This window comes from Motiliproteus sediminis, assembly GCF_017912535.1.
Taxonomy (GTDB): domain Bacteria; phylum Pseudomonadota; class Gammaproteobacteria; order Pseudomonadales; family Balneatricaceae; genus Motiliproteus; species Motiliproteus sediminis.
Map to the genome: position 1 here is coordinate 64,587 of NZ_JAERQK010000005.1, position 26,977 is coordinate 91,563.

Below are 26,977 nucleotides of genomic sequence, written 5' to 3' on the forward strand. Positions count from 1 at the left end.
AGTCTTAACCGTGACGCAACGCGTCGATCCGATCATCCAGCGGCGGGTGGCTGGCAAACAGCGCCTGCAGGCCCTGACGCAGACCGCCGTTGATACCGAAGGCGACCATCTGGTCCGGCAACTGCGACGGCAGTTCCTGTTCGGCCTTAAGGCGCTGCAAAGCACCGATCATTGCCGCGGAACCTGCGAGTTGCGCGCCCATGGCGTCGGCGCGGTATTCACGCCGGCGGGAGAACCAAGCGACGATAGTGGAGGCCAGAATGCCAAGCACGATTTCGGCAAAGATGGTGGTGAGAAAGTAAGCGATGCCGTGGCCTTGTTCGTTCTTGAACACTACCCGGTCAACGGTATGGCCGATGATGCGGGCAAAGAACATCACGAAGGCGTTGACCACGCCCTGAATCAGCGCCAGCGTCACCATGTCGCCGTTGGCAACGTGGCCGATCTCGTGCGCCAGTACTGCCCGCACTTCCTCTTTACGGAACCGCTGCAGCAGACCGAGGCTGACCGCGACCAGCGCGTCGTTCTTGTTCCAGCCGGTGGCGAAGGCGTTCGACTGCTGGGCCGGGAAGATACCCACCTCCGGCATGCCGATGCCCGCTTCCTGCGCCAGCTCTGCTACCGTGTCTACCAACCATTTCTCATCCGCCGTGCGCGGCTGGTCGATGATCTGGGTGCCAGTGGCGCGCTTGGCCATCCACTTGGAGATGAACAGCGATACCAGTGAGCCGGCCATGCCGAACACGGCACAGATGATCAGCAGGTTGCCAAGATCAAGGTCGATGCCGTTGGCCTGCAGGGTGGAACCGACACCTAACAGGCTCAGGGTTACACTGGCGACCAGAATGATGGCCAGGTTAGTGGCCAGAAACAGCAAGATGCGCATGAATGGACTCCTTTGCGTCCAACAAATTAGTTGCTGCTTAGATGGGGGTGAGTGACAAAAGTTTCAAGCTATAATGGCGCCCATTTTTAATGTCGATAGGCCCTGTTATGGACCCCCTGATCAATGCGCTCCAGGCGTTGGATAAAGCTAGCGAAGGCGATGCATGCCGCTTGTTTCACGGCCGCGGTCATTGCTTCCCGGAGCATCTGCACGTCAACGTCGATCTGTTACCACCGCTGGTCCTGATCACCCTTTATCACGAGGAAGTCGAGCGACTGGCGGGCTGGATCGCTGCCGCAGCCGCTATTGAGGGGGTTCGTGGGGTGCTGGTGCAGCGACGCTACCTGCGCGGTGCACCCACCGAGGCAGCCTGGGGCGAGTTGCCGGATACGCTGGTAGTTACCGAGCGGGGGCTGCGCTATCAGGTGCGGTTGGGGCGCAACCAGAATAGCGGCTTCTTTCTTGATATGGCTGCCGGCCGTCAGTGGGTGCGTGAAAATGCTCGCGGACGGCGGGTGCTCAATCTGTTTGCTTACACCTGCTCATTTTCGCTAGCGGCATTGGCTGGCGGTGCCGATGAGGTAATCAATCTTGATATGAGCCGCGGCGCGCTGGCGCAGGGGCGTGAGAATCATCGCCTCAATGATATGGATGGGCCGCAGGTGCGTTATCTGGGCCATGAACTGTTTCGCTCCTTCGGCAAGCTGACCAAGGCCGGTCCCTATGAACTGATCATTGTTGACCCGCCTTCCTATCAGCCGGGCAGCTTTGCGGTGGAAAAGGATTACCCGCGCCTGATGGGCCGGCTGGAGCGGTTGTTAGTGCCGGGTGGCGAGGTGCTGTTGTGTCTGAACGATCCCGGTCGGAACTGTGCTTTCCTGCAACAACATATGGCCGAACGCGCGCCGGCGCTGCAGTTTGTCGAGCGGATCGCCAATCCGGATGCGTTTCCCGAAGCGGACCCTGAACGCAGTCTCAAGGTGTTGCGTTACCGGCTTCCGGATTAGCGGTTAGCGTTTACTAAAACAGCCCGAACAGGGTCGGTTTGGCGGTGGCGCAGTCGAATGCCTGACGATAGTCGGGGTAGTTCTTGGCAACGCAACTGTCCAGATGGGCCAACGATTTCTTGTTGTTGAAGATCCGTTTGCGTTCGTACTGCAGCCAGTCGTGATAATTGCGGTGCTGCTTGATGCAAAAGCTTTGCACCGCGCGCAGGCCCGGATGGGTCTTCTGGCACAGTACGGCGATGTCGTTGGCCACCGGGGCGGCCTGCACCGCCGGGGCTAGCAGGGCGATCAACAACAGGGGCAGCAAGGTACGACGCATGGGAGTGTCCTTCTCGTTGTGGGCGGCTACTGCTGGTAGCCGCGCAGGAAGTGGCCAATGCGGCCGATGGCGTCTTCCAGATCGTCCTCGCGTGGCAGGAAGACCAGGCGGAAATGCTGGGTGTCGGGCAGGTTGAAGCCCGAGCCCTGAACGATCAGCACCTTCTGCTGGATCAGCAGGTCCAGCGCCATCTTTTCGTCGTTGTGAATCGGGTAGACCTTGGGGTCCAGCCTCGGGAACAGGTACATGGCACCCTGCGGTTTGACGCAGGACACCCCGGGGATCTCACTCAGCAGGTTGTAGGCCAGTTCGCGCTGATCGTAGAGGCGTCCGCCCGGTACGATCAGGTCGTTGACGCTCTGGTAGCCACCGAGGGCCGTCTGGATAGCGTTCTGGGCCGGCACGTTGGCGCACAGGCGCATGTTGGAGAGCATGTCCAGCCCTTCGATGTAATCCCTCGCCCGGTGCTTGGGGCCGCTGACGATCACCCAACCGGCACGGAAGCCGGCAGAGCGGTAGTTCTTGCTGAGGCCGTTGAAGGTCAGGGTCAGCACGTCCTCTGACAGCGAACCAAGGCAAACATGCTCGGCCTCGTCGTAAAGGATCTTGTCGTAGATTTCGTCGGCAAACAGGATCAGGTTGTGCTGGCGTGCCAGTTCGACCAGCTCCTCCAGCAGCGCTTTGGGATAGACCGCACCGGTAGGGTTGTTGGGGTTGATGACCACGATGCCGCGGGTGCGCTCGGTGATTTTACTCTTGATGTCATCGATATCTGGCAGCCAGCCCGCGCCTTCATCGCAGCGGTAGTGTACCGGGGTGCCGCCAGCCAGGCTCACAGCCGCGGTCCAGAGCGGGTAGTCCGGTGCCGGAATCAGCATCTCGTCGGTATCGTTGAGCAGCGCCTGCATCGCCATTACGATCAGCTCGCTGACGCCGTTACCGAGATAGATGTCGTCGATGGTAACGCCGGCAATCTTGCGCCGCTGGCACTCGTGCATGACGGCCTTGCGCGCTGCGAACAGTCCTTTGGAATCACAGTAGCCTTGGGCGGAAGGCAGGTTGTGAATCACATCCTGAATAATCTCTTCCGGGGCATCGAAGCCAAACGGGGCTGGATTGCCGATGTTCAGCTTGATCACGCGCTGCCCCTCCTCCTCCAATCGCTTGGCTTCTTCGAGGACCGGGCCGCGGATGTCATAGCAGACGTTGATCAATTTGTTGGACTTTCTGAAAACCGTCATTGTGTATCCTGACTCAAACTGGTGCCGCGGGGGCGGCGAGTCTTGATCGCTCGCCTGCAACAACCCGGTAACTGCGGCTGAATCCCGTATCATACGCGGCTTTGTTGCGCTTGCAACACGCCTCAAGGCAGCCTTTTGGAGGATTTTTTATGCACGATTGTCAGTGGGTCATCGACTATGTCGATCAGCGCCCCGATCGGGACGCGATCCTGGCCCGCTTGCCGCGGGTAGTAGCGCCGGAGTTGCTGGCGCAGCAGGGCGATGACCGGTTGTTGTCAGACCTTTGCCGGCGGGTGTTTCGTGCCGGCCTCAAGCACAGTCTGGTGGATGCCAAGTGGCCGGCATTTGAGCAGGCGTTTCATGGTTTTGACCCGCAGCGTATTGTGTTGATGAGTGATGAACAGCTGGAAGCGCTGATGCAGAACGGGGCGTTGATCCGTCACTGGGGCAAGCTCAAATCGGTGCGTCACAATGCCCAGATGGTGTGCGAGCTGGCGATGGAGCACGGCAGTTTTGCGCGTTTTATCGCCGCCTGGCCCGGAGCTGAGATTGTCGGTTTGTGGAGCGTGCTGAAACAGCAGGGGGCTCATTTGGGTGGGCAATCGGGTGCCGCGTTTCTGCGTCTGATTGGCAAGGATACCTTTCGTTTGTCGCCGGATGTGGTGGCGGCGCTCAAGGCGCAGCAGGTAGTCGACCGCATGCCAACCTCCAAGCGGGATCTTGGATTGGTCCAGCAGGCGTTTAACCGCTGGCACGATCAGAGCGGGCTGCCGTTGAGTCATATCAGTCATCTGCTGGCGCATACGGTTGGTACGGGGCAGTCCTAGCGCTAGGTGGAAGAGAGTCGCCGGCTAAAGAAAAGCGGCCGCGAGGGCGGCCGTTGTTCACTGATACCGGTAGGGCCGGGAAGCTACTGCTCCATAAAGGTGAGCAGCTTGGGGTCGTTGAACACACGGTTCAGCGTGGTGGAAAGAACGTCGTTGATCACCTCTTCGTTTTTTTCTTCTGACGGCGAAGTGACGAACTTATGCAGCTTGCTGGATTCGTAGCGCCCGGAGAACGAACGGCCGTTTTTGTTGGCGACCGCACGAATAGCCGCTTTCAGTTCTACTTGCAGGGGCAGGGTGCTGTTCTCGTCGACGGTGTAGCTGAGCTGCTCCACCTCTAGCCGCAGATCGACCGGGAACGGGCTGCTGGCGTTCATACGAGCGCCCAGTTCAGTCAATGCCTTGCTGGCCACAGGATAGATACTGTCGGACAGGCTGCGGGCCGGCGTAATATGGTTGGATCCGCCGTAAACACCGCCCCGGGTGCCAAGCGATGGCGAGGGCCGGTTGTCGCTGATGGTGAGGTTAACCGCCGGTTGTTTGGCCAGCCGGCTGTTGACCTCAACTTGAGGTTGCAGTTTTACCTGTTGCGGGCTGGAGGCACAGGCCGTCAGGGCAAGCGAAAAAGCGAAAATGGCGAAACCTTTGTTCATGTTGTTAGATCCCTGTGGTGGAGCGGATAAGTTGCCATATTAGTCAATGTTGGGGCGAAGTGAATCGATAAACCCTGCCAGCGACGGCGCGACGATATCGAATTTTGGTGAGCCGGGCTGTTCCAGCAGTACCTCGCCACTCTGGTTGTCGATGCTGAGGACGTAATCCTCCGGCTCGGTGCAGGCAAAGAATAGTGCGTCGGGGCGTTTGCGCCGACGGCAATCCAACAGGTGACCGATCAGGTTGCCGCGCAAACGCTCTAAATCCTCTGCATTCCAGACAAACAGCAAGCTGAGATCGCCGGTGGCGCAACTAGCCCGCAGCGGATCGGACCAGTAACGACTGTAGTAAGCGGCGATGTCGTTGTGAACAGGTTCTCCCAGTGCTTCGGCCAAACGCTCGAACAGGTCGGTCGGTTCGCTCTGTAGAACCGGCTGCCAGCGTTGTAGTCCCTGTGGATCGGGCTCGCCCTGCAGGCAGGGGGAGGGCCAGTCGGGATCGTGTTCCAACCGGGGCAGGTCGCCGTAGCGGGCGAGCTGCGCCTGCAGATAGTGCTCAATAAAGCGGTCGAGGGCCTGGGTGACGGTTACGGGCATGGGGTCCTGATCAAGCGGTGGTGTTTAGGCAGATGATGCCATCGCCGGATCTGGGTCGCCAGTGATTCGCGCCAGAGTGTAAGCGAAGGTTGTTTTTGCGGCATATTTAGTCGATTTCAGTGCGTTATTGCATGTTTTTTCGGCAACCTCAGTCGGTTTAAAAAAACTTTCACCGAAGGTTTGACAGCGGTCCGAAAACGCGTAAAATTCGCAGCTCTTGAAACGCGGGGCGTGTAGCTCAGCTGGGAGAGCGCCACCCTTACAAGGTGGATGTCGGCGGTTCGATCCCGTCCACGCCCACCACGTTTCTTGAAGCGGAGCGGTAGTTCAGTTGGTTAGAATACCGGCCTGTCACGCCGGGGGTCGCGGGTTCGAGTCCCGTCCGTTCCGCCAACTTTTAGTTGCATTGTTTGATGCAATTGACAGTGGGCGTGTAGCTCAGCTGGGAGAGCGCCACCCTTACAAGGTGGATGTCGGCGGTTCGATCCCGTCCACGCCCACCACTGTCAAGACGGTTCAGATCGTTATCGCTGCGGAGCGGTAGTTCAGTTGGTTAGAATACCGGCCTGTCACGCCGGGGGTCGCGGGTTCGAGTCCCGTCCGTTCCGCCACTTACGATCCTGATGGGCGTGTAGCTCAGCTGGGAGAGCGCCACCCTTACAAGGTGGATGTCGGGAGTTCGATCCTCTCCACGCCCACCATCGCTCGAACCGTTTTTTATCGCTGCGGAGCGGTAGTTCAGTTGGTTAGAATACCGGCCTGTCACGCCGGGGGTCGCGGGTTCGAGTCCCGTCCGTTCCGCCACTTCTGTTGACCTTTCCTCGTTTTTATTTCGTTACGGCCTCCTTTGGTATCGGCTTGTCTGCCCGTTGGCGGCGATGCGTCAGTTGCCGCTGGTGCCCGGCATTGTGGTCCGGCTACCCAAAAGCCGCATAATCACCGTTGAATCCATCGGTTACACTAGCGCTTCCATGATCACTGCTACTCCCCTAGGCTAGGAGTGTAGTGCGATGTCGAGGAGGTCTTTTGGCGGTTCAAGGGTACGACCTGATCGGGGATGTGCACGGCTGTGCACAGACACTGACCCACCTACTGGAGTCGATGGGCTATCGGCTGCAGCAGGGGTGCTATCGCCACCAGGAGCGTCGGGCTATCTTCATCGGGGATATTGTTGATAGGGGTAACCGGGTTCGCGAATCGCTGGCGTTAGTGCGCGCGATGGTAGAGCGTGGTGCGGCGCAGATCGTCATCGGCAACCATGAATACAACGCCATTGCTTATCACACGCCGAATGAGGCGGGCGGTTTTTTGCGCGACCACGGCCCCCGTCATGAGCGTCAGATTCGTGAAACCCTGGATCAGTTCAGCCAGCACCCCGATGAGTGGCAGGATTACCTGGCCTGGTTTCGCACCTTGCCTCTCTATCTCGACCTGGGTGCTTTTCGGGTGATTCACGCTTGCTGGGACCAGCAGTTGATTGACCAGTTGCGCCGGCGCGGGGTTGTCGATTTTTCCGACGACCGTTTTCTGGCGCGCTCCGCGGAACGCGGCTGTTTTGAGTGGCAGGTGGCTGACCGGCTATTGCGTGGTACTTACCTTTATCTGCCTAACGGCGAGGTGATGGTCAGCGCTGACGGTTACCGTCGTCATGTCTACCGCACCAAGTTTTGGCACTCCAGCGCCGTAACTCATGCCGATCTGCTGTTTCAGCCCGATCCGTTGCCTGCTCATATCGCGGGGCAGCCGCTCAGCGGAGCCGAACGGGATCAGTTGCTGCATTACGGGGCCACCGAGCCGCCACTGTTTATCGGGCATTACTGGCGCCAGGGTGACCCTGCTCCGATCACCCCCAATATCGCCTGTCTGGACTACAGTGCGGTCAAAGCGGGTAAACTGGTGGCTTATCGGATGGATGGCGAATCTACCTTGCGGGCGGATAAATTCGTCGCCGTGCCGGTCGAAAGCGGAGACCTTCCGGACGAGGAGCTGAGTCGTTGATGCATAAATTGATGGAGCTGCCCGCTTCTGTGGACCTGCGTGATTTCGCCGCGTTTCTGTGGCGACAACAGATTCCCCACCGGATTACCCACTTTGATGGCCAACAGCAGCTGTGGCTGGGGCGCGAGAGTGACGTTGATTTTGTTACCCGTCAGTTCGAGCGTTGGCGCGACGGTGAATCGCTGGCCGACGAGGCGGTTGCCGTTGCCCCCGGGCGCTCGTCAGGGTTGCGCCTGAGTATCCATTTCTATCCGGTGACTATGGCACTGATCGGCATCAGTCTGCTGGTGGCTGTGATCACCGGCCTGGGTGACAATCTGAACTGGCTGCATTGGTTTACCTTCGTCGATTTCAATTTTCAGGGGCAGCAGCTGCTGTTCCAGAGTCTGGGTACCCTGATCGAAAGCGGGCAGTGGTGGCGCTGGGTTACCCCGATATTTGTTCACTTCAGCGTGCTGCATCTGGTGTTCAACCTGCTTTGGACCTGGGAGCTGGGGCGGCGGATCGAGCACCTGCAAAAACGCCGGGTGCTGGTGGTGCTGGTGCTGTTTACCGGTATTGTTTCCAACCTGGCGCAATATCTGATGACCGGGCCGCTGTTTGGCGGATTGTCCGGGGTGATTTTTGGCCTGATGGGGTATACCTGGCTGTGGGATCGCCTCAATCCGGAACGCCGTTTCGGCCTGCCTCCTGCGCTGATGACCTTTATGATGATCTGGTTGGTGCTGGGTGTCAGCGGTGCCATCGAAGCGATGGGGATGGGGTCGATCGCCAATACTGCACACCTGATCGGGTTGTTGTCGGGATTGCTGGCCACGCCGGTGGTGTACCTGTTGCGCCATCGCTTGTGGCGGCGCGGGTAGGTTATCCCGTGCTACCATGAGCCCGTTTTGGTGGTTCGTCACCACCCCGTCTGCTGTTGTGAGATCTGAACCATGATGACCTTTGAACAACTTCTTGAAGTAATGACCCCGGAAGTCCATGCGGCGATGAAAACCGCGGTCGAGTTAGGTAAGTGGCCGGATGGCCGCCGCCTGAGTAGCGAAGAGCGTGAGGCCTGTCTGCAAGCGGTGATCGCCTACGATGCCAAGCACCTGCCGGAAGAGCAGCGGGTGGGCTATATCGATCGCACCAAACCGGACGGGACCCAGCACGGACCCAGCCAGAGCACCGAAGATATCATCCGGATTCTTAACAGCTGATGAGTTTCGTCGCACTGGGCGCGGGGACGCTGCGCAAAATGCAGGTGGCGCTGGGCGAGCCGGCGGAGTATCACTTTCGTCTGGATGATCAGCAGGTGGCGATGAACCCCCTGCTGGGGCAGCGGATTCAGCTGCGCCATACCGGCGGTATTCATTGTCTCGCCTGTGGTCGCAAGACCAAAAAAAGTTTCAGCCAGGGCTACTGCTACCCCTGCTTTACCAGGCTGCCGGAGTGTGACCGCTGCATCATGGCGCCGGAACATTGCCATTTTCACGCTGGCACCTGCCGTGATGAAGCCTGGGGCGAACGTAACTGCATGACCGATCATCTGGTCTATCTGGCTAACAGTAGCGGTATCAAGGTGGGGATCACCCGGGTCAGCCAGGTGCCAACCCGCTGGCTTGATCAGGGGGCAACCCAGGCGCTGCCGATACTGCGGGTGGCGACCCGGCAGCAATCGGGCTTGGTGGAAGCGATTCTGCGTGAGCATGTCACCGATCGCACCCAGTGGCAGCGCATGCTGAAGGGGGTCCCCGAGTCTCAGGATCTGGCCGCCTTTCGCGAACTGCTGCTGCAACAGTGCCGTGAGCCGTTACAGGCGTTGCAGCAGCAATACGGGGTGCAGGCGATCCAGCCGGTTTACGATGTCGAACCGCTGCAAATCGACTACCCGGTGCGCAACTATCCGCTCAAGGTCACGGCGCTTAATCTCGACAAAACACCGGAGATCGAAGGAACCCTGGAGGGAATCAAGGGCCAATATCTGATTCTGGATACCGGAGTTATCAATGTACGCAAGTACGGTGCCTATCAGGTGGAACTGTCCGCCGAGGCGCCGGCAGCCAAGGATTTACCCGCATCATGAGCAAGAACAACCCTCGTACTATCCACCTCAAGGATTACCGCGTTCCGCCTTTTCTGATCGAGCGTACCGCGCTCCATTTCGAGCTGGGCGAGAAGGCAACACTGGTCAAGTCGCGCCTGTCGATGCGGCGCAATCCCGCCTCGGACGAACGCGATATCCCCCTGCGTCTGCATGGCGACAGCTCGCTGGTGCTGCGCCGGCTGGTGGTCGACGGACGAGACCTTAACGCCGATGAATACCGGATCGACGATGAGGGGCTGGAAGTCACCGGCAGCTTCACCGAGCCGTTCGAGCTGGAGTGTGTCACCCTGATCAAACCGCAGGAGAACACGTCGCTGGAGGGGTTATACCGATCCAACGGCATGTTCTGCACCCAGTGTGAGGCGGAAGGCTTTCGCAAGATCACCTATTATCTTGATCGCCCCGATGTGATGTCGGTGTTTACCACCACCATTCACGCCAGCCGGGTGGACTATCCGGTGCTGCTCTCCAACGGAAACCCGGTGGCCGAGGGCGAACAGAACGGCCGCCACTGGGTGACCTGGGAAGACCCCTTTCCCAAGCCTGCTTACCTGTTCGCGCTGGTGGCCGGTGATCTGGAAAAGGTCGAAGACCGCTTCGTGACCCGGAGCGGGCGCGAGATCGCCCTGCGGCTGTTTGTTGAAAAGCAGAATCTGGACAAGTGTGATCACGCCATCGAGTCACTGAAAAAATCGATGCGCTGGGACGAAGAGGTGTACGGGCGTGAATACGACCTCGACATTTTTATGATTGTGGCGGTCGATCACTTCAATATGGGAGCGATGGAGAACAAGGGGCTCAATATTTTCAACTCCTCCTGTGTACTGGCCAAACCGGAAACCACTACTGACAGCGCCTTCCAGCGCATCGAAGGGATCGTCGCCCACGAGTACTTCCACAACTGGTCCGGTAATCGGGTCACCTGTCGCGACTGGTTCCAGCTCAGCCTGAAGGAGGGCTTCACGGTATTCCGCGACTCGGAGTTCTCCGCTGATATGGGGTCGCGCACGGTCAAGCGGATCGAGGACGTCGCCCTGCTGCGGACCCAGCAGTTCGCCGAGGACGCAGGACCCATGGCGCACCCAGTGCGGCCAGCGTCCTTTATCGAAATCTCCAACTTCTACACCCTGACGGTCTATGAAAAGGGTGCGGAGGTGGTGCGCATGCTGCACACCCTTTTGGGGCCGGAGAAGTTCCGCGAGGGTTCTGATCTCTACTTCGCGCGTTTCGACGGCCAGGCGGTCACCACTGACGATTTTGTTGCCTGCATGGCGGAGGTCTCCGGGCTCGACCTGACCCAGTTCAAGCGCTGGTACTCTCAAGCAGGTACGCCGCGAGTGGATGCCTCTGATGATTATGATGCCTCCACCGGGCGTTACACCCTGACTTTGAAACAGAGCTGTCCAGCAACGCCCGAAGCCAGCGAAAAAGCGCCCTTTGTGATCCCGGTGGCGCTTGGCCTGCTGGACGAGCAGGGCAATGAACTGGCCCTCGATGACAGTGGTGCCACTAGCCAGGTGCTCTCGTTTGACCAGGCGCAGCAGAGCTTTGTGTTTGAAAACCTGCCCTGCAGGCCAGTACCGTCGCTGCTGCGCGGCTTTTCCGCGCCGGTGATTCTCAGCTACCCCTACAGCCGTGACCAACTGACTTTTCTGATGGCCCACGACAGCGACGGCTTTAACCGCTGGGATGCCGGTCAGCAGCTGGCGGTGCAGGTGATCCAGCAGCTGGTCGCTGACTATCGTGCTGACCGTGATCTGGAGGTCGACCAGCGCTTGATCACCGCCTATCAGCAGGTGTTGGCTGATCGAAGCCTCGACCCGGCTATGGTAGCCAAAATGCTGGCGCTGCCCTCCGAGGCCTATCTGGGCCAACTGGCTGAGGAGATCGATGTTGATGCCATTCACCATGTGCGCCAGTTCGTCCGCCGCGCCTTGGCTGAACAGCTGCAAGGATTGTTTATGGACGCCTATCGCCACAACCGCAGCAACGGCAAGTTTGAACTCAGCGCGGAGGCGATCGCGCGCCGTGCGCTGCAGAACAGTGCCCTGGGGTATTTGATGGCACTGGAGCGGCCGCAGGATCTGGTGCTGGCGCAGGAGCAGTTCGAAACTGCGGACAACATGACCGATACGCTGGCGGCGTTGTCGTTGCTGGCCAGTTGTGACGACGATGATGCCCGGGAAACGGCGCTGGAAAGTTTCTATAACCAGTGGCAGCACGATGCGCTGGTGGTGAACCAGTGGCTCAGTGTACAAGCCAGTGCTGATCGCCCTGATGTGTTCGATACGGTACGGGGACTGATGAAGCACCCGGCGTTCGACATGGGGAATCCTAACAAGGTGCGCGCCCTGATCGGCGTATTCTGTGGCCAGAATGCGGTTCACTTTCATCGCACCGATGGTGCCGGCTACCGTTTTCTGGCCGATCAGATACTGACGCTGGATGCGCGTAATCCGCAGATCGCCTCGCGTCTGCTGGGGCCGCTGACGCGCTGGAAACGTTACGACGCCAAGCGCCGTGCATTGATGCAGGCGGAGCTGGAACGGATCCGTGATGCTGACAAACTGTCGCCGGACAGCTATGAAGTGGTTACCAAGACCCTCGCCTGAGCCGGCTATACTCAACATTCGCCGCGCCGCACAACCGGCGCGGCGGTGAACCAATCGCTCTACAGGAACCTGAACGATGCCCGATACGCTCTCCTCCGACATCAAGTCCGATGTCCAGTCCCGCTACCGCCAGTACCTCAGTCACCACAGCGATGCCGCTGAAGCTAATGACGCGCTGAAGCAGGCCAAGGCCAGCCGTTTGTGGTTGGTGGGGGTCGTGGTGGGGCTGTTTTCGTTCCAGTCCGAGTTTTTCCTTGGCGCTGCCTTTGCGTTGCTGGGGGTTTACTTCTATCAGATCATTACCGCTCAGGTGCACAAAGCACAGGCGGAAGATGCGATGGAGGAGCTCGGCCGCTGGTTTAGCGGCAAAGGGCTGATGTTTCAGGACACCACCGCGTTCTTCCGTGATGATGATCAGCTGGAAAATCCGCTGAATCTGGAAGACGACGGTCTGTATCAGTAACGGCCGTCCACCATGAGCAGTGGCGGTCAGCGCGAATTTCGAGGCATCAGCCAGCGCTGTCATCAACTGCTGAAAATGCCGGAAGGGATTAACGTCGATTTCAAGCGCGACCTTTCCGGCATCAAAACCCGTACCCTGGTGGCCTTTGCCAACAGTCCGCTTGGCGGTGCGGTGCTGGTCGGTGTGGACGAATACACTACCGGCGATGGCGTTCAGCGTGGATGTGTCGTGGGCTGCCCGGTCGATGACACCGCCCGCATGAGCATCATCAACAAGGCCACCGACTGTATACCCAATCTCGACATTGAGGTGTTCGTCGAAAACGTCTCCCGCCAGCCCTTCCTGCGGATCGAGATCGCCAGTGGCCGCCACAAACCCTACTGCACCCAGCGCGGCGAGTATGCCATCCGCACCGACGGTCGCATTCGGGCGCTGTTTCCTGACGAGCTGCTGGCGATTTTTATGGACCGCGAGGGCGAGCAGTTTCTATCTCGCTTTCGCAACGCGGTGTACCAGTTGGAGAATCAGGTCGGCCTGGTCAATGAGGCCCTCAACGAGGGGATTCTCGGCGTCAGTGACCGTTTGGGGCATCTGGATCAGCAGATCTGCAGCATCCTTGGCGGGGCCGACGGGCGTTCGCCGGAGGTGACGCTGGAAGAATTGCGCGCTGAGATGCAGCAACTGCGTGACGTGATTAACACCCACAAGTCCTAGCTGACGCCGGGGGGATTAACCGGCATTGCCGGGGGCAGACGGCGTTTATTCCACCACCCCTCAGCGGTGAACAGCGCCAGCGCGATCCAGATCAACACAAAGGTCAGCATTCGGGCACCATCAAGGGGTTCCTGGTAGTAAAACACCGCCAGTAGAAAAGCGATACTGGGCGCCAGATACTGAAACATGCCGATCCAGGTGAGGCTGAGCCTTACGGTAGCCGCAGCAAAACAGAGCAACGGCAGAGTGGTGACGATCCCGGCGGCGAATAGCAACAGACTCAGCGTTGTATCCCCAGCGGTGAACGCTAGACCGCCATGTGCCTGCCCCCAGGCAAGGTAAGCCAGCGCCAAGGGGGTGACCAGCAGCGTTTCCACAAACAAGCCGATGATGGGATCGACCGACAACTTCTTGCGTACCAGACCGTAAAAGCCGAACGAGAACGCCAGCACCAGCGCCACCGCCGGCAGGCTTCCCAGCAGAATCAACTGATAGCCCACCGCGATGCCCATCAGTGCGATCGCGCCCCACTGTGCCGGTCGTAACCGCTCGCCCAGAAACAGCATCCCCAGCAGCAGACTGACCAGCGGATTGATAAAGTATCCGAGGCTGGTCTCCAGAATTCGGTTATCGCTCACCGCCCAGATAAATACGCCCCAGTTGGCGGAGATGAGCAGCGCAGACAACATCAGCCCGCCAAGTAGACGCCGTTGACGCAGCAGCGCCAGCAGACTTTGCCAGCGTCGGCTCAGCCAAAGCAGCACGCCGAGCAGCAGTACTGACCACACTATGCGGTGGGCCAGCACTTCCAGTGGCGCGACGCTGGCCACCGTCTTGAAGTAGATCGGTGCCAGTCCCCACAGGCTGAAGGCGGCAAGGGCGAAGTAAACACCGCGACGAAGCTCGGGCTGTTCAGGCATGGACGGGCTCCCGTGGGGCGTCATGGAGGGGGCGGAACAGGTAGCGTTGCTGGAAGGCGGGGCTGGTTCGGTCCAGCCAGCGGGTCATCAGCGCCACAAAAACCAAGCTGAACAGCAATCGGCCCCAGAGCACTGCGGCTAGATCTGCTCCCAGCAGCAGTACCAGCAGGGTATCCTCGATCAGGCTGTGACAGAGGCTTAGTAAACAGAGGGCGGCAAACACGTCGCGGCGACTGATCCGGCCGCTCTGGGCTTCGCGAATCAGCAGTCCTCCGCCGAACGCCAGCCCCAGGGTAATGCCGATGATGGTCAGCGAGGTCGCCTGTTCGCCGATCCGCAGCAGCCGCATGACCGGTCGTAACAGCCAGATCATCAGCCGTTCGATATGGAGCCAACGGAGCAGGCGCAGCAGACTGATCAGGGTACTAATGATCAGCACGATCACCACCAAGCTCTGCAGCTGCCCCAGCAGCCAGCCATGCCAGCTGTTGTCTACCGGCGGCGGGGTCCAGGCCAGGGTCACCGGTTGTTGCAGCCAGCCGCCCCAGCTGTAGAGTTGATGCAGTAAAATGCCGAACAGCAGCGCGCCTCCGAGGCGGATTCCCAGCGCCACCGGTAACCGTACTCCGGCTTTCTGCACGATCCTTACCTCGACCGGCAAGCTATGGGCGATCAGCATCATGCCGCAGAGTACTGTCACCTGAGCCACGGTCAGGGTTTGTTCCGGAGCCAGCTGATAGAACAGCAGCATCCCCGCGTACATATTGCTGAGCAGGTTGGCGGTTAGCACCAGTCCCATCGATTCCGGCAGTCCCACCAGCGTCATAAGCGGCTCCAGTAGCCGGCTCAGCAGCGGAATGGCACCCAGCTCTTCCAGAATCTTGACCAGAATGATGATCGGAATCATCAGCTTGAACAGGGTGGCGCAGACGCAGTAGATCTCTCTGCCGAGGTCGGGCAGGGTGGCGGTGATAAAAGAGCGAAGACTAAGGTGCGGGTGCATGAGCGTTGTACCACAACGAGATTCGGTAACGGCTCAGCAGTTTAGTACTGTTTTATTTTTCACGATTTCTTTGTGGCTTCTATATATTAGATAATATTGCTAATTGATGGGTTAAAAGAAATTTAACGCAAACTAAAATGCTATTAAGAGAAATAAAATTAACATGGCCGAAATTGATCGAATCGACCGCCGGATTCTGAATCGGTTGCAGCAGAATAACCGCATCAGCAACCAAGCGCTGGCTGAAGCCGTGGGGCTATCACCGCCGGCTTGTCTGCGCCGGGTGCGGCGCCTGCGTGAGGCGGGTTATATCGTCAGTGACGTGGCGCTGGTGGACCCGCTTAAGGTGGGGCAACGCCTCAATATCATCGTCGAGGTGGAGATGACCCGTGATCAGCTGGATATTTACGATAGCTTCGTACGCAAGATGCAGGCGGCGCCGGAGGTGAGTCAGTGTTATCAGGTTACCGGCGAGGTCGATTTTGTGCTGGTGGTGCAGGTGCCGGACATGCAAGCCTATGAGGCTTTCGCCCGCCGTGATCTCGCCAGTGATCCGCAGCTGAATAAGTTTCGCTCGTTGATCTCGCTGCGCAGGGAGAAGTTCGATACCGCCATTGAGCTTTGAGTCGATATGCCTGGGAGATCCTGTTGCGTCGGTTGCGAAGGCGGGAGTTCGTTGGAATGGCTGCAACCGTCGCGAAGCGGACATTTTTGCTCGGCTGAGAAGCGACTCAATCAATGGCGTTTGAAGCTCATTTGCTGTGTTGCTTGAAAGCCTTTGTTCCGCCCACTCGGGCGGCCCTATTCTTTGGCAAACGTTCCAAAGAACAGGGGAAGAAAGAACTACTTGTGCCTTATGCTCCCCTGGTTCCGCCGCCCTACGGGTCCACTGCGCGCGGCAACGGTGATTCTGGCGGATCGGGCGGCACCTGCCTGTGCCGCAATCCGGCTCGGCGTCCATGCCTCGCCCCGCGCTTTGCGCGGGCCTGATCGAATCCCCGTCGCCGTGCTCGTCGGCTCCAAAGGGGTTAAGTCGCAGCCGGGTTACCGCATTCATACTCAAGTGCGAAAAACAGGTAAGGGCACCCTGAATGCGGCTGGCACCCCCGGCCCTCCGAAAGCCGACGAGCACTGGATGCCCTTGAGGGTTTCAGCCCGCAGGGGCAAGGCCTGGATGGCCGCCGCCGCAACAGTATGGCCAGGGACGGACATTTTGTTGTGCCCCTCGAGGGCGTTCAGCGCGCAGGTCCCGCAGGGCGGCTTTTGTGGGCGAGTGTTTTTTGGTTACTTTTTGTCACGACGGACAAAAGGTGACCCGCCCGTGTGGGCGGAACAAAGACCATCTGATTGCAGTGGAAGGAGATTGAAACACCGTTTATAGAAGCAATCTCAGATGTCCACTCGGCGCCAATAATGCCCGTTACACCCCTGTAAGCTCAAACGCCAGCAAGGGCGGCCGCTACCCCGATCAGGCCGCCAAAAACGCCACCCCAGACCACCAGCCAGCCCAGGTGCTGGCGAATCATCTGCGCCACGATCTCCTTCACCAGTTGCGGCGTCAGTTCGTCCAGCCGCTGCTGGACTACCTGTTCCACTTTGCTGCTCATCTCTGCCATGACGTCGGGTTGCCCCAGCTCTTCACGCAGCAGGCGCACGAACTCCGCTTCGCGGGTCATCTCCTCCAGCTTGCTCTTGGCCTTCGCGGTAAAGGGTTCCCGCAGCGGCTGCAGCACCGCAACACCGCCCACCATATTGAGCATGCCGCCGAGCGATGACTCTTCGATCGCTTTGACCAGGGCGTCGAACAACGGCCCCAGATCCAGCTTGTCGATCACCGGCGCCAGGTGCAGGTCAGGTTGTACGCCACTGTCGGCCTTGAGAAAGCGCTCGATGTTCTGCTCGGTAAAGAACTGCTCCATGATCAGGTTCTTGATCCCCTGCTTGAACTCGTCGAAGCGGCTGGGAATCACACCTGAGCCATAGAGTCCGGGGACCTTTTCAAACAGCATGTGCACCGCCAGCCAGTTGGTGACCGCCCCAGAGAGGGCGAACAGACCGGCGGTGAGTAGCAGCGGTTGCTGGAGAAAATGACCGGCGAGGGTGAGCGCCAGCGCAATCAGGTTGGTTATCAGGCTTTTGTTCATGGGAGGGTATCGGCTTCTGAAAATGACAGAAGCCGACAATGGGGGCGCTTACCGCGATTACAAGTCGCGGCCGGTGCGCCGATGTCAGGCCGTGCCTGCCTCGGCTTTTGCCGCCTCCCACTTGCTGTAGAGCGAACCGGTCAGCGCCGTCATACCGATCAGGAAATCTGCTCCCCGTTTCAGCCAGCCCCAGGGTGTTAGTGCCAACAGGAATGACATGATAGCGGTGGCGACTTCCCACCAGCGCATGCCGCCGACAATGTTTTCCAGCAGGTCCTCAAGATGGTCGGAGATCGATTCGAAAAAGGCTTTCAGCAGTTCGCGCAGTTTTTCCCGTGACCGGCGATTGGAACGCCAGTTGCGCATCAGTTCGATCAACTGCTTGAGCAGATCACGAATGCGGGGATCGCGCGCCATATCCTTGGCCTCTTCCTTAATCTTCTTTTTGGCGCTTCCAGGCACGCGGGTGATCAATGACATCGCCAGTCCGATGAGTTCGGCCAGCAGCTCAATTACTACGCCGGGTGAACTGATAAAACGTTCCCAGCTGCTGCTGTTATCCGCAACCTCAAAGCTGCTCTGGGCGAGAATTTCACCGTTAGCGGTATCGTAAAGGGTATGCCGACCAGCGACGCTGGAATGCAGGGTCATCTGAGTAAAGTCGGTCATGGTTCGCATTCGTTTGAACGCCGCGTGGGGTTCCGGCCAGTGGGGCAGGCCCTCTTTGACCGATGCTTTGATCGCCTCGAGTTCCATCCAGGCTTGCTCGCGTAGCCATGGCAGTGCTTCCTTGGGAATCTTGCCGCGTTTGTACATGCCGTTGAGGGTATCGACGATCAGACGCTCCTCCTCGCTGGCCCGTTTGCCACCTTTGGGCTTGAGGCGGTGGTTTGACTGGTATTGGAAGCCTACGCATTTCTGTTTTGTGGGCATGGTGAGCCTCCTTCTATTGGTGGCTGGCTGGCGGGCTACGTCAGACGGCAGTCACCCTGATCAGCAGATAGCCGCTGTTGTTGCCGTAGTAGCCGTCCAGATCATTGGCAAAGGCGCACAGTTCGCCCGATCGCTCGGGCTTGAATCCCTTCAGGCTATTGGCGATCACAAAGGCGTGCTCGTCGTCGGTGCCGATACAACCGCAGAGGGTGAACCATTTGGCCGCGCGTCCGGCCCCGTCCTTGGTTACCCGACGGAAAGGTTCCATCGCAGCGATGGCAAACTCCTGCAGCCCCAGGCGCACGTCGTCACGATCCCAGCCGCGGCCATCGACGGGGTGGATGCTGCCGTCTACCCAGCGCTGCTTGGTTGGATTAACTACCTTGATGTCGTAGCGCTTGCCTGCTTCCAGATAGATGCCGGTGTGATTGAACTTGCGGTGGGCGTAAACGCGGGTTTCGATGCCGCCGGCATCGGGCAGGCGCAGGTTGCTCTTGTACTTGAGTTTGTGTTCTGAAAAGCCGATGAAGGCCTGCTCGCTGTGGTCTGGATAGATCACCCGGTGGGCGGTATTGCGTAGTGATGCCGGCTGGTAGTCGCGGTCGCCGCCGATCCGTTGCGCTACCGACCAGTGCACCAGCGGGGTGGCGGTGTCCACTACCTTGTCGTCGCGGATTACGCAACAACGGCGGTCGGTGAGGGTGAAGTACTCCACCAGCGGGTTGCGATCCTGTTGGTGATTGACGCCGAAGGCGCTGGGGTCGATCTGCACGTCATCGGCGCCGATACGCAGGTGGCGACGCCGCTCCTCATCAAAGATCTCGTCGTAGTTGATCGACTTGGAGGAACCGAAGCGGATCCCCAGCTCCTTCTGATCCTCAAACCAGTCGAGGAAGAAACGTAGCGAGTTGTCGGACAGGCCATCAAAGTTGTAACCCCCGCCGACGTCGGAGTGGGCTCCGGGGAACCAGATTTCGGTAACGCGGCCGTCCTGATTCATCAGCGTTGGCTGGAACGCCTTGCGTTTGTCGTCCAGAGACACTAGGTGCAGGGCGCGCAGTACGTTGGAGGGCAGGGTGTGGCCGTGCTCGAATACCACGTCGGAGGAGGGGCGGTCGCGGCTGCTGAGATTGGGCAGGCCGATGGAGGCGACGGTATCGTACACCCCTTCGATGATGATCTGACGGTTATCTACCATGCCGTTGATGATGGAGGCAAAACGGCGTGCTAATGCGGCACCGCGGCTGAAGCCGGTGACCACTACGTAGTCGTAGTCGTCGGTTTTGCCGAAGTGCTCTTTGAAGTCCTTGCGGGCCAGCCGCAGGATGGTTGATACGTCGGCGCATTCCGCGGCCAGGCCGGCGTTGAATTTGCGCTCGAAGAAATTGCCGTAGGTGCCGACGCCGTTGTAGTAAAAGGTACGCGAGCCGTCAGCCAGCTTGGTGTGGCCGGTCTTTTGCTGAAGATTGCCGCCCAGCAGCAGATGGAACTTGAGCACATTGGTGATGCTGTCGTCTTCGGCGATGCCAAGCAGGTTCTTGTCCTGCATGGCATCGGCGGGTTCGTTGTCGGTACCGTCGAAATTAAAGAAGAGTATCTTGGCCATCGTCCGTTTCTCCCTGTGCCGTGGGCGTGAACAAGCAGTTCGCGCGGGGCGTATCAGGATGCCGAACGACAACGTGGGTTCGGTGGCGCGTGATCACCGAATGACACCGATCCGGCTGAGGGAGCGTGCGTGAGCGGTCTGCCACTGCAACACCGGTGATGCAGCCCCCTTCGCTGCGATACATCAGCAACCCTAGCAGAGTCTATGGATAGATCTAAAACGGTTGTTTTAATCCTGGCGGAGTTTTCTGGGATGGCGGACTACAGCGCGCGTGCGGCCCGTGTCAGCGGGGTTCAAACAGACCAATCGATTCTACGTGGGTGGTGTGGGGGAACATGTTCATTACTCCCCACTGCTTGAGCTGCAGGCCGCGCTGGGCGAGTTCGCCGGCATCGCGGGCGAAGGTGGCGGGATCGCAGGAGATATAGAGTAGCTTGTCGACCCCCTTCAGCGGTAGCTGCTGGATTACCTCCAGCGCACCGGCGCGCGGCGGGTCGAGCAGGATCTTGCTGAAACCTTCACCGAACCAAGGTTCAGCGGCCAGTGGCTGGGTCAGATCGGCGGCGTAGAAGCGGCAGTTGTCGAGGTTGTTGGCAGCAGCGTTCTCGGCGCCACGGGTCACCATCGCTGCGCTGCCTTCGACGCCGACGACAGCCCCGGCGCGTTGCGCCAGCGGCAGGGTGAAGTTACCCAGGCCGCAGAACAGATCGAGCAGGCGGTCGTCTGCGTTTGGCTCCAGCAGAGTTAGCGCACGGGTTATCATGGCTTGATTGATGGTGGCGTTGACCTGAGTGAAGTCGCCAGGGTGAAACGCCAGCGTCAGCGGCGCGTCGTCATCGCCGGACTGGTATCCGTAATGCAGCCGTTCCGGGCCGCTGCCTTGCACGCGGTGGATGCTGTCGGAATCGGTGGGCTGCAGGTAGAGCTGGCAGCCCTGCTGCTGGCAAAGGTCGATCAGCGCGGCCTGATCCGTGGCATGCAACGGCTTGGGGTGGCGGATCAGCAGCGCGCTGTCGTTATCTCCCAGGGCTATCTCCAGGTGGGATAGCGATTGTGGCTGGCGCAAGCCGGGTAAGAGCCTCTGCAGCTGTTCCAGTAGGGCTTGTCCGCGCGGTTCCAGAATCGGGCACTCGCGTAGCGAAACCAGCTGCTTGCTACCCTGTTGGCGGAACCCCAGCATCGGCTTGCCGCCGGTCTTGTGGCAACTGATCGATAGTCGCGAGCGGCGCCGATAATGCCAGTGGGGGCCATCCAGCGGCTTCAGCACTGTCTCGGGTTCGACGCCACCGATCCGCTGTAGCTGCTGCAAAACCGACTGCTGTTTGTGATGGATCTGCTCGGCGTCGGCCAGGTGTTGCAGCTGGCAGCCGCCGCAGCGGCCGTAGTGGGCGCAGCGGGGTTCGTTGCGGGCCGGGGAGGGTTCCAGCAGCTGCAGTAGTTTGCCTTCATCGAAGCGGCTGCGCTGCTGGGTGATCCTGGCGGTTATCCGTTCGCCGGGCAGGGCGCCGTGGACAAACAGGGTCTTGCCCTCGTAGCGCGCCACGCCACGGCCGTCGTGGCTGAGATCGGTGATAGTCAGGGTGACCGGTTCGCGCGGCATTGATCGGCGCGGTGTCGATTCGGCGCGGTAAAAGCGCGGCCCGCGTCGCATCAGAGGCTCTTCTTCAACAGGTCACGGTATTCGGGGCTGAGGCCGTTGTTCAGCTCCTCTTCGGTGAGGTTGAAATCCAGTTTGCCGGCCAGCGACTCCAGAATCACGTTGCAGGTCGCGGAGGCGTTTTTGGCCGCGCCGATCAACCGCTTGAGATCCAGCGGCTGACTGTTGTCCAGCGTGCCCTCCGCCTCTAAGCAGGCGATGTACTCCTCGGTGTAGGGCACCAGCAGATCCAGGTTAGCGAGAATGTTCTGCTGTAGCTTCATCAGCAGCTGCCAGTCGACGTTATTGAGCAGTTCGCCGATCAGCGCCTCTACCTGCGGCCCGGTGGCTGGTGAGGCGGTTCCTGCCTGCGTGACCGGGGTTAGCAGAAGGCTAGAGGCCAGCAGCGGGGCGGCGACAACGTGTAACAACTTGGCCATAGGGGGCTCCTTCAAGCGATAGTCCTCAACCGCAGACCGCGTCGTCGGCCGGGGGTTCAGTCTGGGGGATGATCTGATCGACCACAATGGCGTCATTCTGGATCCGCCAGCGCACGTTGCGATCCATCAGTGCCACCCCATAGAGACGGTCGTCATCGGCCTTGCGGCGGAAGGTCGGGCGCGGGTCGCAGCGCAACACCTCAATGATCAGCTGACGCAACTGCTCGCCTTGAGGGTGGGCCAACAACTGTGCTTCTGCATCCGCTCCGAAGTTCACCGCCTGTTCCAGCTGTTGACTGTCACTGGCGTAGGGGTAACTGGCTGCCGTGACCCTGTCGGCATAGGGCAGGTAGGGCTTGATATCCACCACCGGGGTCCCGTCCAGCAGATCGACGCCGGAAAGGTGCAGGACTGCCGCGCCGTCGCGGATTTCAATCCGCTCCAGCTTCACCACCGACTGACCGAGGGGGTTGGGGCGGAAGGTGGAACGGGTGGCGAATACGCCGCGCTTCTTGCCGCCGGAGCGGGGGGGGCGTACCAGTGGAGTCCAGCCGCGCTCAAGGTGCTCGCTAAATATAAACAGCACCCAGATATGGCTGCACTCCTCCAGCCCGCGGACGCAATCGGGGTGGGCGAAGGCGCCGTGCAAGACCAGCTCGGCGGTGGCCGCACTGGCCAGTCCTGGTTGGCGCGGAATGCCGAACTTCTCCTTGAAGCAGGAGTACACCCGGCCAATGGGTTGAAAACTGACGGGGTCGAGTGGATCGCAAGGCACAGGTTCTACCGGATGAGCAGCTGAAGGACGCAGTATAACGGAGGCCATGCTTGCCTGTCAGAGGGCGCCGCTGTTTTTCAGCAGTTGCTGAAGCCGTTCAGCCAGCGCACGGTAACCGGCGGCGTTGGGGTGGATCGCATCGCTCTTGAGGCTGTTGTCCGCCAGAATATCGGACAGCGCCTCTGCTTCAAAGGGCAGCGCCATCTCCTCTGCCAGTTCGGCGTAGAGCGGCTCGGGGCTCAGTAGTAACCCCAGCTTGGGCACCCCGATCAGTACCACCTGGATGCCACGATCCCGCGCCAATTGGACCATGGCGCGCAGGTTGGCTTTGAGCTGGCCCTTGTCGCGTTTGCGTAGCAGGTCGTTGCCGCCGTGACAGAGCAGTAACAGCTGGGGCTGGTGGGTGTCGAGTTCCCCCGGTAGTCGCGCTAGGCCGTCGGCGCTTACCTCCCCGGGTACGCCGCTGCGGATCAGGTTCAGGCCGGTCAGCTGCGCCAGTTGCGCGGGGTAGCTGTGCTCGGCGCTGGCACCGGTTCCAAAGGTGAGGCTGTCGCCAAAGGCGAGCACCCTGGCGCCGGGGCTCAGCGGAGCCAGGCGTGGAGCATCGTCGCTGCAAGCGGTCAACGTCAGCAGCGCGAGCAGCAGAATCCACACCGCAAACGGGTGGCGACTTGTCTTGGTGCGGTGCAGCGGTATGGGCATGCTAGTAGTTTCCCAGCTCCAGCACCGGGCGATCCACCGCCGCCCGCAGCTCACGCAGTTCCATCAAATGCTCCATCCAGTAGCTTTCCGTGTCGAACCAGGGGAAGTGCATGGGAAAGGCCGGGTCCTCCCAGCGTCGTGCCAGCCAGGCGCAGTAGTGCATGATTCTGAGCGCGCGCAGCGGTTCGATCAGTTGCAGCTCGGCGCGATTGAAGGCGTGGTAGGTTTCGTAGCCTTCCAGAATCTCTGCCATCTGGATCTGCTGCTGGTTGCGATCGCCGGAGATCAGCATCCACAGGTCCTGGATTGCCGGTCCCATGCGACAGTCGTCGAAATCGACGAAGTTCGGCGCGTCGTCGCGCCAGAGAATGTTACCCGGATGGCAATCACCGTGAAGGCGGATCAACTGCAGGCGGTCGGCGGCGGCAAAACGGGCTTCGATAATCTCCAGCAGCTCGGCGGTGAGCTGTGAGTATTCGTAGCGATACTGCTGCGGAAGCCAGTCGTTATCGAGCAGAAAGTTACGGCTCCAGTGGCCGAAGCTGGCCGCATCCAGCGCCGGACGATGTGCAAACGGCTTGGCCGCTCCAAGGGCATGGATCCGCCCCAGGGTGCTGCCGAGGGTGAAAAGATTATCCAGATTATCCAGTTCCGGTGCATGACCGCCGTAGCGGGGAAAGAGGGCGAAGCGATAGCCCTCGAACTCAAACAGGGTGCGACCCTCCCGATCAGACAGCGGTGCCACCACCGGGTTTTCCGCTTCCGCCAGTGCCTGAGTAAACTGGTGCTCCTCGATGATCGCCGCATCGCTCCAGCGTTCGGGGCGGTAGAACTTGGCGATCAGCGGTGCCGATTCCTCGATCCCCACCTGATAGACCCGGTTCTCGTAGCTGTTCAACCCGAACACCCGTGCGTCGGAGAGATAGCCGATCGACTCCACCGCATCAAGCACGCGGTCGGGGGTGAGGTTGTTGTAGGGGTGTTGGGCGTTATGAGGCATGGTCGCACTCGCTTGAACGGAGCGCTGATGATAACGGCTGACGGAGGAGAGTGCGACCGTGGTTCTTCAATAGGATGTTACTGCCGGTTGGGTCAAAATCCTGAGGCAGCAAGCCGATAGATCAGCAGTCGCCGGAGCGTGCCGGATGGCTGGCCAATCTGGTGCAGGGCACATACACTGTCGTCAATTTAAGCGACTGCTCATTGACGCCAACAATGCTCTTGCCCTCACTGACCGACTTTCCCCTCTCCGAGCTGATGATCTCGTTGACCACCGCGCTGGACATGACCGAAGGTCAGCCGCCAGAGCATTGTATCCGTTGTTGCTGGATCGGCATGCATTTGGGAGAGGCGCTGCAGCTGGATGCAGAGGAACTGAATGACCTGTTCTTTACCCTGCTGTTGAAAGATGCGGGATGCAGCAGCAATGCTGCCCGTATCTGCGAGTTGTATGCCACGGATGACCTCGCTTTCAAACGGCGTTACAAAACGGTCGGTACCAGCTTGTCCAGTGTGATCAACTTTGTGGTGAAGAATACCGGCGGCCAGCAAGGGTGGGCGGATCGTATTCTGACCACCATAGACATTCTCAAAAATGGCGACGGCTATGCGCAGGAGTTGATTCAAACCCGCTGCTCCCGTGGGGCAGACGTCGCACGTCAGTTACGCTTGGGTGAGTCGGTAGCGCAGGGCATTCACTCGTTGGATGAACACTGGAATGGCAAAGGTCGGCCGCAGCAACTCAAGGGGCAACAGATCCCGCTGTACTCACGGATATCACTATTGGCTCAGGTGTTTGACGTGTTTCAGGTGGAGCACGATCTGGACCGGGCGCTGGCCGAGGTCAACGAGCGTAGCGGTGTCTGGTTTGACCCGCAGTTGGTGGATCAGCTTAACGTCATCGTTAAACGTCAGGCGTTTATCCAGGGACTGCGGTCACCTGACGTTAGTCAGCGGGTGATGAGTTTGGCGCCTGCCCAGGCGCGTTTGCCGCTGGATGATGATTACTTCGACTGTATCGTCACTGCCTTCGGCAAGATTGTTGATGCTAAAAGCCCCTACACCGCCGGGCACAGCGAGCGCGTTGCGGTATACACCGACCTGATTGCGCGAGAGCTGGGTATCGCTAATGAGGAGCGAACCTGGTTGCGGCGCGCGGCGCTGTTGCACGATATCGGTAAACTGGGGGTCAGCAATAGCATTCTGGATAAGCCGGGCAAGCTGGATGCAGACGAGTGGCGTGCGGTGCAGGCTCACGCGGCCTTTACCGAACAGATTCTGGAAAAGATGTCGCCGTTTATCGATCTTGCCCGTATGGCGGGTGCTCACCATGAAAAATTGGACGGCACCGGCTATCCGCGCGGACTTGAGGCTGCTGATATCAGCCTGATGACGCGGATTGTGACCACGGCTGATATCTTCGATGCCATCACGGCCGAACGCCCGTATCGTCCGGCGATAGAAGTGCACAAGGCACTGGCTATCATGGCCGAGAATGTTGGAACCGCGCTTGATCCTGATTGTTTTGCCGCGCTGAAAGTAGCTCTAACCAAGTTGCCGGAGAGATATACCCAGGAGCTGAGTCAGCAGCCGTTACCCAACTCCCCGGTACTGTAATCGTTATCGACGCCGCGGAGGTCGGAGACCCGTTCGGTGTGCGCTATTTTAGCCGGGTCGCCCGCGCTACACTCCAGGCCTCAACCTCTATCTCGCTGCGTTTTCCTGCCGCTTTTATCAATGTCTCCGCTACCACGTTGGTGGTGGAGCCGGTGGTAATCACGTCATCCACGATCGCTACCCGTTGAACGCCTGCTGGCAACTCGGCGCTAAATGCCTTGCGTAGATTCCTGCGCCGCTCCTTGGCACTCAGGCCCTGTTGGTGTGGCGTCGCTAGAACGCGCTGCAATAGATCATCGCGCATCGGCAGCTTGAGGTCGCGGGCGATCCAGTAGGCCAGTTCGGCGGCCTGGTTATAACCTCGCTCGTGCAGGCGGTCCCGGTGCAGCGGCACCGGCAGAATGAGATCGGGTGGGTGGTCATGAATGAGTTCGGCAAAGCGCTCACTGAACAGGCGCGCGGCCAGTTTCAGCAGGGGCAGGTCGGCGCGGTCCTTGTAGCGGTGGGTCAGATGGTTGAATGGGAAGTCGTAGCGCAGGGTCGACAGCGTTCGGCTGACCGGTGGCGGTTTGGCCAGGCAGCGTCCACAGGGTGTTGATGGTGCCGTGTCGGCCGGGAGTTGTTCGGCGCAGCGCGGGCAGGCATGGGTCAGCCAGGGCAAGTCGGCGTGGCAGCCCTCGCACAGAGGTAGGTCGTGATCCCCCGGTTGTTGGCATAGCAGGCAACGGGGCTTGAAAATAAGGCGATCAAATAGTGATCGGTAGTAAACCTGTGTTTTCATCGAAGGTTGACAGCG

The 26,977-nt window shown here is 59.6% G+C and carries 27 protein-coding genes and 6 tRNA genes; 17 read left to right on the top strand and 16 right to left on the bottom strand.

What is annotated here, in order from left to right; genetic code table 11:
* Positions 1-4: 4 nt before the first annotated feature.
* A complete protein-coding gene (htpX, locus tag JJQ76_RS10735; protein ID WP_210396829.1) occupies positions 5-886 on the bottom strand; it encodes a protease HtpX in 882 nt (293 codons plus the stop codon).
* A gap of 107 nt (positions 887-993) precedes the next feature.
* Between htpX and JJQ76_RS10740 the strand changes: the two genes are divergently transcribed.
* Positions 994-1,893: a class I SAM-dependent methyltransferase gene (locus JJQ76_RS10740; protein WP_210396830.1), complete on the top strand. Its 900-nt coding sequence runs from the start codon at positions 994-996 to the stop codon at positions 1,891-1,893.
* A 13-nt stretch (positions 1,894-1,906) separates the two neighbouring features.
* Here the strand turns inward: JJQ76_RS10740 and JJQ76_RS10745 are convergent, their stop codons facing one another.
* Both JJQ76_RS10745 and JJQ76_RS10750 read right to left on the bottom strand, forming a co-directional pair.
* A complete protein-coding gene (locus JJQ76_RS10745; RefSeq protein WP_210396831.1) occupies positions 1,907-2,212 on the bottom strand; it encodes a hypothetical protein in 306 nt (101 codons plus the stop codon).
* 26 nt (positions 2,213-2,238) lie between these two features.
* Complete coding sequence (locus JJQ76_RS10750) at positions 2,239-3,453, bottom strand: pyridoxal phosphate-dependent aminotransferase (protein WP_210396832.1); 1,215 nt, start codon at positions 3,451-3,453, stop codon at positions 2,239-2,241.
* Positions 3,454-3,602: 149 nt separating this feature from the next.
* Here JJQ76_RS10750 and JJQ76_RS10755 point away from each other — a divergent pair, with 149 nt between their 5' ends.
* Positions 3,603-4,280 carry a DNA-3-methyladenine glycosylase I gene (locus JJQ76_RS10755; RefSeq protein WP_210396833.1) on the top strand — a complete coding sequence of 226 codons (678 nt, stop codon included), beginning with the start codon at positions 3,603-3,605 and terminating at the stop codon, positions 4,278-4,280.
* A gap of 83 nt (positions 4,281-4,363) precedes the next feature.
* On the opposite strand, the gene JJQ76_RS10760 is transcribed toward JJQ76_RS10755, so the two are convergent.
* Both JJQ76_RS10760 and syd read right to left on the bottom strand, forming a co-directional pair.
* Positions 4,364-4,933: a YajG family lipoprotein gene (locus JJQ76_RS10760; RefSeq protein WP_210396834.1), complete on the bottom strand. Its 570-nt coding sequence runs from the start codon at positions 4,931-4,933 to the stop codon at positions 4,364-4,366.
* A 39-nt stretch (positions 4,934-4,972) separates the two neighbouring features.
* A complete protein-coding gene (gene syd, locus JJQ76_RS10765) occupies positions 4,973-5,530 on the bottom strand; it encodes a SecY-interacting protein (RefSeq protein ID WP_210396835.1) in 558 nt (185 codons plus the stop codon).
* 227 nt (positions 5,531-5,757) lie between these two features.
* On the opposite strand from syd, the gene JJQ76_RS10770 reads away from it, so the two are divergent.
* The 13 genes from JJQ76_RS10770 to JJQ76_RS10830 all read left to right on the top strand — a co-directional run bounded on the left by JJQ76_RS10770 (position 5,758) and on the right by JJQ76_RS10830 (position 13,406).
* Positions 5,758-5,833, top strand: a tRNA-Val gene (locus JJQ76_RS10770).
* Positions 5,834-5,846: 13 nt separating this feature from the next.
* Positions 5,847-5,923 (top strand) — tRNA-Asp (locus tag JJQ76_RS10775).
* 34 nt (positions 5,924-5,957) lie between these two features.
* A tRNA-Val gene (locus JJQ76_RS10780) sits at positions 5,958-6,033 on the top strand.
* Between the two features lie 31 nt (positions 6,034-6,064).
* Positions 6,065-6,141, top strand: a tRNA-Asp gene (locus JJQ76_RS10785).
* Between the two features lie 14 nt (positions 6,142-6,155).
* Positions 6,156-6,231, top strand: a tRNA-Val gene (locus JJQ76_RS10790).
* Between the two features lie 26 nt (positions 6,232-6,257).
* A tRNA-Asp gene (locus tag JJQ76_RS10795) sits at positions 6,258-6,334 on the top strand.
* A gap of 222 nt (positions 6,335-6,556) precedes the next feature.
* The gene (locus JJQ76_RS10800) at positions 6,557-7,528 is read left to right on the top strand and encodes a metallophosphoesterase (RefSeq protein WP_210396836.1); all 972 of its coding nucleotides are present in this window, start codon (positions 6,557-6,559) and stop codon (positions 7,526-7,528) included.
* Positions 7,528-8,391, top strand: coding sequence for a rhomboid family intramembrane serine protease (locus JJQ76_RS10805; protein ID WP_210396837.1), 864 nt, complete (start codon positions 7,528-7,530; stop codon positions 8,389-8,391). The genes JJQ76_RS10800 and JJQ76_RS10805 overlap by 1 nt, the downstream gene beginning before the upstream one ends.
* 72 nt (positions 8,392-8,463) lie before the next feature.
* Positions 8,464-8,730 (top strand): YeaC family protein, encoded by a 267-nt coding sequence (locus tag JJQ76_RS10810; protein WP_246480597.1) that lies wholly within the window; start codon positions 8,464-8,466, stop codon positions 8,728-8,730.
* Positions 8,730-9,596 (top strand): DUF2797 domain-containing protein, encoded by an 867-nt coding sequence (locus tag JJQ76_RS10815; protein WP_210396838.1) that lies wholly within the window; start codon positions 8,730-8,732, stop codon positions 9,594-9,596. Before JJQ76_RS10810 ends, JJQ76_RS10815 begins: the two co-directional genes overlap by 1 nt.
* Positions 9,593-12,229, top strand: a complete 2,637-nt coding sequence (pepN, locus tag JJQ76_RS10820) for an aminopeptidase N (RefSeq protein WP_210396839.1) — start codon at positions 9,593-9,595, stop codon at positions 12,227-12,229. Before JJQ76_RS10815 ends, pepN begins: the two co-directional genes overlap by 4 nt.
* Before the next feature lie 76 nt (positions 12,230-12,305).
* Positions 12,306-12,692, top strand: coding sequence for a hypothetical protein (locus JJQ76_RS10825; RefSeq protein WP_210396840.1), 387 nt, complete (start codon positions 12,306-12,308; stop codon positions 12,690-12,692).
* A gap of 12 nt (positions 12,693-12,704) precedes the next feature.
* Positions 12,705-13,406 carry an AlbA family DNA-binding domain-containing protein gene (locus JJQ76_RS10830; RefSeq protein WP_210396841.1) on the top strand — a complete coding sequence of 234 codons (702 nt, stop codon included), beginning with the start codon at positions 12,705-12,707 and terminating at the stop codon, positions 13,404-13,406.
* Here the strand turns inward: JJQ76_RS10830 and rarD are convergent.
* Both rarD and JJQ76_RS10840 read right to left on the bottom strand, forming a co-directional pair.
* A complete protein-coding gene (gene rarD / locus JJQ76_RS10835; protein WP_210396842.1) occupies positions 13,403-14,326 on the bottom strand; it encodes an EamA family transporter RarD in 924 nt (307 codons plus the stop codon). The genes JJQ76_RS10830 and rarD overlap by 4 nt on opposite strands.
* Positions 14,319-15,329 (bottom strand): nucleoside recognition domain-containing protein, encoded by a 1,011-nt coding sequence (locus JJQ76_RS10840; RefSeq protein WP_210396843.1) that lies wholly within the window; start codon positions 15,327-15,329, stop codon positions 14,319-14,321. The genes rarD and JJQ76_RS10840 overlap by 8 nt, the downstream gene beginning before the upstream one ends.
* 163 nt (positions 15,330-15,492) lie before the next feature.
* Between JJQ76_RS10840 and JJQ76_RS10845 the strand changes: the two genes are divergently transcribed.
* Positions 15,493-15,954, top strand: a complete 462-nt coding sequence (locus tag JJQ76_RS10845) for an Lrp/AsnC family transcriptional regulator (RefSeq protein ID WP_210396844.1) — start codon at positions 15,493-15,495, stop codon at positions 15,952-15,954.
* Positions 15,955-16,765: 811 nt separating this feature from the next.
* Here the strand turns inward: JJQ76_RS10845 and JJQ76_RS10850 are convergent.
* The 8 genes from JJQ76_RS10850 to JJQ76_RS10885 form a co-directional block, all read right to left on the bottom strand.
* On the bottom strand, positions 16,766-17,473 hold the full coding sequence (locus JJQ76_RS10850; RefSeq protein WP_210396845.1) for a DUF445 family protein: 708 nt from the start codon (positions 17,471-17,473) through the stop codon (positions 16,766-16,768).
* A gap of 84 nt (positions 17,474-17,557) precedes the next feature.
* On the bottom strand, positions 17,558-18,406 hold the full coding sequence (locus tag JJQ76_RS10855; protein ID WP_210396846.1) for a hypothetical protein: 849 nt from the start codon (positions 18,404-18,406) through the stop codon (positions 17,558-17,560).
* 40 nt (positions 18,407-18,446) lie between these two features.
* Positions 18,447-20,012: a phospholipase effector Tle1 domain-containing protein gene (locus JJQ76_RS10860; RefSeq protein ID WP_210396847.1), complete on the bottom strand. Its 1,566-nt coding sequence runs from the start codon at positions 20,010-20,012 to the stop codon at positions 18,447-18,449.
* A gap of 283 nt (positions 20,013-20,295) precedes the next feature.
* Positions 20,296-21,663 carry a 23S rRNA (uracil(1939)-C(5))-methyltransferase RlmD gene (gene rlmD / locus JJQ76_RS10865; RefSeq protein ID WP_210396848.1) on the bottom strand — a complete coding sequence of 456 codons (1,368 nt, stop codon included), beginning with the start codon at positions 21,661-21,663 and terminating at the stop codon, positions 20,296-20,298.
* Positions 21,663-22,088, bottom strand: a complete 426-nt coding sequence (locus JJQ76_RS10870; protein WP_210396849.1) for a hypothetical protein — start codon at positions 22,086-22,088, stop codon at positions 21,663-21,665. Before JJQ76_RS10870 ends, rlmD begins: the two co-directional genes overlap by 1 nt.
* Before the next feature lie 25 nt (positions 22,089-22,113).
* A complete protein-coding gene (gene tsaA, locus JJQ76_RS10875; RefSeq protein WP_343232524.1) occupies positions 22,114-22,863 on the bottom strand; it encodes a tRNA (N6-threonylcarbamoyladenosine(37)-N6)-methyltransferase TrmO in 750 nt (249 codons plus the stop codon).
* Positions 22,864-22,920: 57 nt separating this feature from the next.
* The gene (locus JJQ76_RS10880; protein WP_210396851.1) at positions 22,921-23,565 is read right to left on the bottom strand and encodes an arylesterase; all 645 of its coding nucleotides are present in this window, start codon (positions 23,563-23,565) and stop codon (positions 22,921-22,923) included.
* A 1-nt stretch (position 23,566) separates the two neighbouring features.
* Positions 23,567-24,565, bottom strand: a complete 999-nt coding sequence (locus JJQ76_RS10885; RefSeq protein ID WP_210396852.1) for a serine/threonine protein kinase — start codon at positions 24,563-24,565, stop codon at positions 23,567-23,569.
* A 215-nt stretch (positions 24,566-24,780) separates the two neighbouring features.
* Between JJQ76_RS10885 and JJQ76_RS10890 the strand changes: the two genes are divergently transcribed.
* Complete coding sequence (locus JJQ76_RS10890) at positions 24,781-26,181, top strand: HD-GYP domain-containing protein (RefSeq protein ID WP_210396853.1); 1,401 nt, start codon at positions 24,781-24,783, stop codon at positions 26,179-26,181.
* 43 nt (positions 26,182-26,224) lie between these two features.
* Here the strand turns inward: JJQ76_RS10890 and JJQ76_RS10895 are convergent, their stop codons facing one another.
* Entirely contained in the window at positions 26,225-26,962 is a 738-nt protein-coding gene (locus tag JJQ76_RS10895; RefSeq protein ID WP_210396854.1) for a ComF family protein, read from the bottom strand.
* Between the last annotated feature and the right edge of the window lie 15 nt (positions 26,963-26,977).